Below are 4,019 nucleotides of genomic sequence, written 5' to 3'. Positions count from 1 at the left end.
AGTTCTCGATTACCTGAAGTCCATCCAGGTCAGTCAGACCGACGCCGTCGCCAGGGCCGACTCGCTGATCACGGCTGCGATCAGCGGTTTGGGTACCGCCGACGCCACGGTGACCGGCTCCATTGCCAAGCAGGAAGAACTGTTGACGTTCTATGCGAACGCCGTTGCAAATCATGACGCAGTCAAGATGTGGACGGAACTGGCTGAAAAGGTTTTGGAGCCACCTGACGAACGAGTCGACCTCAACAAGAACGGCTTCGATGACCTTGCTGAGTGGGAGGCGTCGTACAAGATCGATACCGACGAAGACGGGTTGGCCGATCGGGCAGAAGAGGAACTCACCTCGATTCTTCTCGGCGCCCAAAACAGCGGATACGCGCCGTTCGCTTCGCTAGCTGTGACATTTGATCCCCGAAATCCCGACTCCACCGGTCTGGAAGGTGACCGCGACCTGGCGCTGTCGAAGATTGGTGAGATGAAACAGCAGCTTGTTACCCTCGGGGTGGCAGTCGACAACCTTGATCGTCTCACGGCCAGCGCCGAAGCCGGACTGGTGTTTCTCCAGGCCTCCTCGGATAATCAGTTCTACACGTTTGATCTTCAGGCTGTGGCGGACTCGACGTTTGGTGGAGATGTTGCCGAGGCCACCAGAGCGGTTGGTATCTACCAGGGTCTCTGCGCACGCTGTCATACCTCGGGCTATTCGGAGGGTCCCGCCTTCGCTCAGGAGGCAGGGGCGGGTGCGCTCGGGCCTGCCTTGTGGAATGGCCGTCCCAATGTTCAGTTTCTCACCGCCGACGACATGAAGAAGTTCCTTTCTGAGGGATCGAAACTCGGCGTTGGCTACGGCGTCAACGGAATCGGTCGGGGGTATATGCCGGGCTTTGGAACCGTCCTATCCGAGACCGACCTCGACCTGGTCATTCAGTACCTACGCGGCGAAGTGTTGAGGTAACCGTATGCGACTGCTCATTCGCGAAATCTTGTCAGCCAACCTGCTGTTCACCGGAGTGCTGCTGACTCTCGTTTCGATGTTGATCTTCTACGGTTCCGGGTACCTGCTGAACGCCACCAACCTGGGAAGACGCCTCGGGTTCCTGGTGACCGGGGCCAGTATCTTCGGTTGGGCGACGATCAACTCGTTCCTCTTCATCTTGTATGCGCCGCGCGGGCCACGGCAAGCGAGCATCGAGGGATTGAATGGTTTCCAGATTCGCATCGTGCCGATCACGTTTCTGTTGGCGTCGGTGATCCTGTTCGCCATGTTCCTGATCGCATTGAATCGATACGAATCCGAACAGAACCGGCAGATCGAAACCTAGGCCTGGCGGGTTGCCTGGTAGTAGCTGAGTATTTGAAGTTCGGTAGCCAGGTCGACCTGACGACAATTGATTTCGTCCGGTACCTTCAGCAATGACGGGGCGAAGTTGAGGATCGACTGAATTCCGGCTTCGATCAAGAGGTCGGCGACACTTTGGGCGGCAGCTGCCGGAGTCGTGAGAATTGCCATCGAGACGTCGTTTTCTTTGATGTCCAACTCGAGGTCATCCATCGATTTGACGTAGTGGCCGTGGACCTGGTGGCCGAGCTTGGCAGGGTCGGCATCATAGAGTCCGACGACGTTGAATCCTGATGCATCGAAGCCCCGGTAATTGGCAAGGGCAGAGCCGAGGTTGCCGACCCCGACAATGATCACGGACCACTTTTCGATGAGGCCGAGTGCCCTGCGCAACTGGGTGCACAGTTCCAGTCGGTTGTATCCGACGCCACGCACCCCGTGTGATCCGAGGTATGAAAGATCCTTGCGAACATTGGCCGAGTTCACGCCCGCGGTGTTGGCCAACTCCACGGAGGAGACGGTTGACTCGACGTCCCCCATGGCCTGAAGGCATTGGAGGTACAACGGGAGTCGCTCGACCGTTGCTTTGGGCATCGTGATTCGTTTCACAAGCGAATCTTAGTAGTGCCTTGCTGGTACGGGACAATCCAAATGGTCACCACCGACGAGTATGAACGGGTCGGTTGTGAACGATGTGGTCGCGCGTCGGGGCCGAAAGTCCTTGGTCTTAGTGTCATTGGCAGCTTCACAGGCCGCATTTTTTCGATAGGTTGGTGGCAGTCTCAATTTCGGAGGTCACTGGTGGACGTATACGCCCCCGACCGGATCCGCAACGTCGCGCTGATCGGTCACATCGGATCAGGTAAGACGACTCTGGTTGAAGCACTGCTCTATCGGGCAGGGGTTATTCCCCGGCTTGGACGGATCGAAGATGGCACCACGGTTTCCGACTTCAGTGACGAAGAACAATCTCACCGCATGTCGATCAATCTGGCGGTTGCCCCCATTGAATGGAAGGGTCACAAGATCAACCTTGTCGACACACCGGGTATGGCAGATTTCGAGGGCGACGTTCTCTCCGCCATGTCGGCGGTTGATCTGGCGGTCTTCGTCGTGAGTGCCACGGACGGCGTTGAACCGAGTACCGAGCATTACTGGATGGCAGCCGATGAACTCAAGCTGCCGCGAATGATTTTTATCAACAAACTCGACCGGGATAACGCCAACTTCGAGCGAACCATCGATCAGCTGCGATCCAAGCTGGGAGCCGGCGTTGCTCCTATCGAATTGCCCATCGGAGAGGGCCCATCCTTCCACGGGGTAGCGGATCTGTTTCGCGATAAGGCATACATTTATGACAGCGGCTCGGCGACTGAAGTCGAGATGCCAGAAGACATGGCTCAGCACGAGCATGAAGTCCACGATCAGCTCGTCGAGGGCATTGTGGTCGCCGAAGACGATCTGGTGGCCGACTACCTCGATGGCAAGATTCCCTCAGTGGCGGTTCTCGAAGAGACCATGAAACAAGGGGTCATCGAAGCTTCGGTGTTCCCTGTCGTGTGTGGTTCGGCGACCGGGCCTGTGGGAGTGGATCGGTTGGCGGACTTCATCTGCGAGGTCGGTCCCTCTCCGGTTGACCGTCCGGTCAGTCTCACGGCGGGAGATCGTGAGGTAAGTGTGGTCGCCGATGCCGATGGGGAGCCGCTCGCCGTGGTCTTCAAGACCGCCTTCGACCGGTACATCGGAGCGATTTCGTTGTTCCGGGTCGTCTCTGGAACCATCAAACGTGACGATCACTTGTACAACCATCGGACCGGCACCGACGAGCGGTTCCATACGTTGTTCGGGCTGCGCGGCAAGGACCAGATCGATTTGATGACGCTCGGCGCCGGTGACATCGGGGCGATCGCCAAATTGGCAGACACCGAAACCGGTGACACCTTGTCGAAACGTTCTCAACCGGTCGGGTTGCCCAACCGGCGAAAAGCGATTCCGACGCTTTCAACCGCTCTGGTTCCTGTCAGCAAATCCGACGAAACAAAGATGGCCGAGGCTCTCCAGCGGCTTCACGCCGAAGATCCAACGTTGATTGTTGAGCAGAATCCGATCACCCATCAGACCTTGCTTCACGGGATGGGAGAGATGCACCTAACGATCGCCCTCGAACGGATGGCGTCGAAGTTCGGGGTTGCCGTAACCGAAGAACCGGTCAAGGTCCCATATCGGGAAACGATCTCCCATCCTGCCCAGGTCGAAGGCAAGCATAAGAAGCAGAGCGGGGGTCATGGCCAGTACGGCGTATGCACGGTTCTCTTCGAGCCGCTCCCGGAAGGCTCGGGATTCGAGTTTGTCGATGCCACCAAAGGCGGATCAATTCCCAAGCAGTATTTGCCCGCTGTCGAGAAAGGAATCCGTCAAGCCATGGAAGCCGGTGGCAAGCACGGATTCCCCGTGACGGATCTGAAAGCGACGTGCCTTGACGGCAAGTATCACTCGGTTGATTCATCCGAACTGGCTTTTTCCATGGCTGGCAGAGCTGCCTTTAACGAAGCACTGTCACTAGCAGGGCCGGTCATTTTGGAGCCACTTTCCGAGGTCTCGATCATTGCGCCTTCGGAATTCCAGGGTGACATCATGGGCGACATGACTTCTCGCCGGGGACGGGTCCTCGGAACGAACT

The 4,019-nt window shown here is 57.5% G+C and carries 4 protein-coding genes; 3 read left to right on the top strand and 1 reads right to left on the bottom strand.

Going from position 1 to position 4,019, the window contains the following annotated elements; all coding sequences use genetic code 11:
• Both JJE47_17000 and JJE47_16995 read left to right on the top strand, forming a co-directional pair.
• Positions 1 to 955: cytochrome c (locus JJE47_17000; GenBank protein ID MBK5269122.1), on the top strand; the 955-nt coding region annotated here is incomplete at its 5' end.
• Between the two features lie 4 nt (positions 956 to 959).
• Complete coding sequence (locus JJE47_16995; GenBank protein ID MBK5269121.1) at positions 960 to 1,322, top strand: sugar transferase; 363 nt, start codon at positions 960 to 962, stop codon at positions 1,320 to 1,322.
• Here JJE47_16995 and JJE47_16990 read toward each other — a convergent pair.
• Positions 1,319 to 1,948, bottom strand: coding sequence for a redox-sensing transcriptional repressor Rex (locus JJE47_16990; GenBank protein ID MBK5269120.1), 630 nt, complete (start codon positions 1,946 to 1,948; stop codon positions 1,319 to 1,321). The genes JJE47_16995 and JJE47_16990 overlap by 4 nt on opposite strands.
• A gap of 192 nt (positions 1,949 to 2,140) precedes the next feature.
• Here JJE47_16990 and JJE47_16985 point away from each other — a divergent pair.
• Positions 2,141 to 4,019, top strand: a 1,879-nt coding sequence (locus JJE47_16985; GenBank protein MBK5269119.1) for an elongation factor G, incomplete at its 3' end; no start/stop codon positions are given.

The organism is Acidimicrobiia bacterium, from assembly GCA_016650365.1.
GTDB lineage: Bacteria > Actinomycetota > Acidimicrobiia > Spongiisociales > JAENVV01 > JAENVV01.
The sequence above is the reverse complement of the archived record's forward strand: the minus strand, read 5'-3'. Positions and strand labels throughout refer to the sequence as shown.

Excerpts from the sequence above, each read along its gene's own strand:
- JJE47_16995 (MBK5269121.1), top strand. The coding sequence starts at position 960 with ATGCGACTGCTCATTCGCGAAATCTTGTCAGCCAACCTGCTGTTCACC.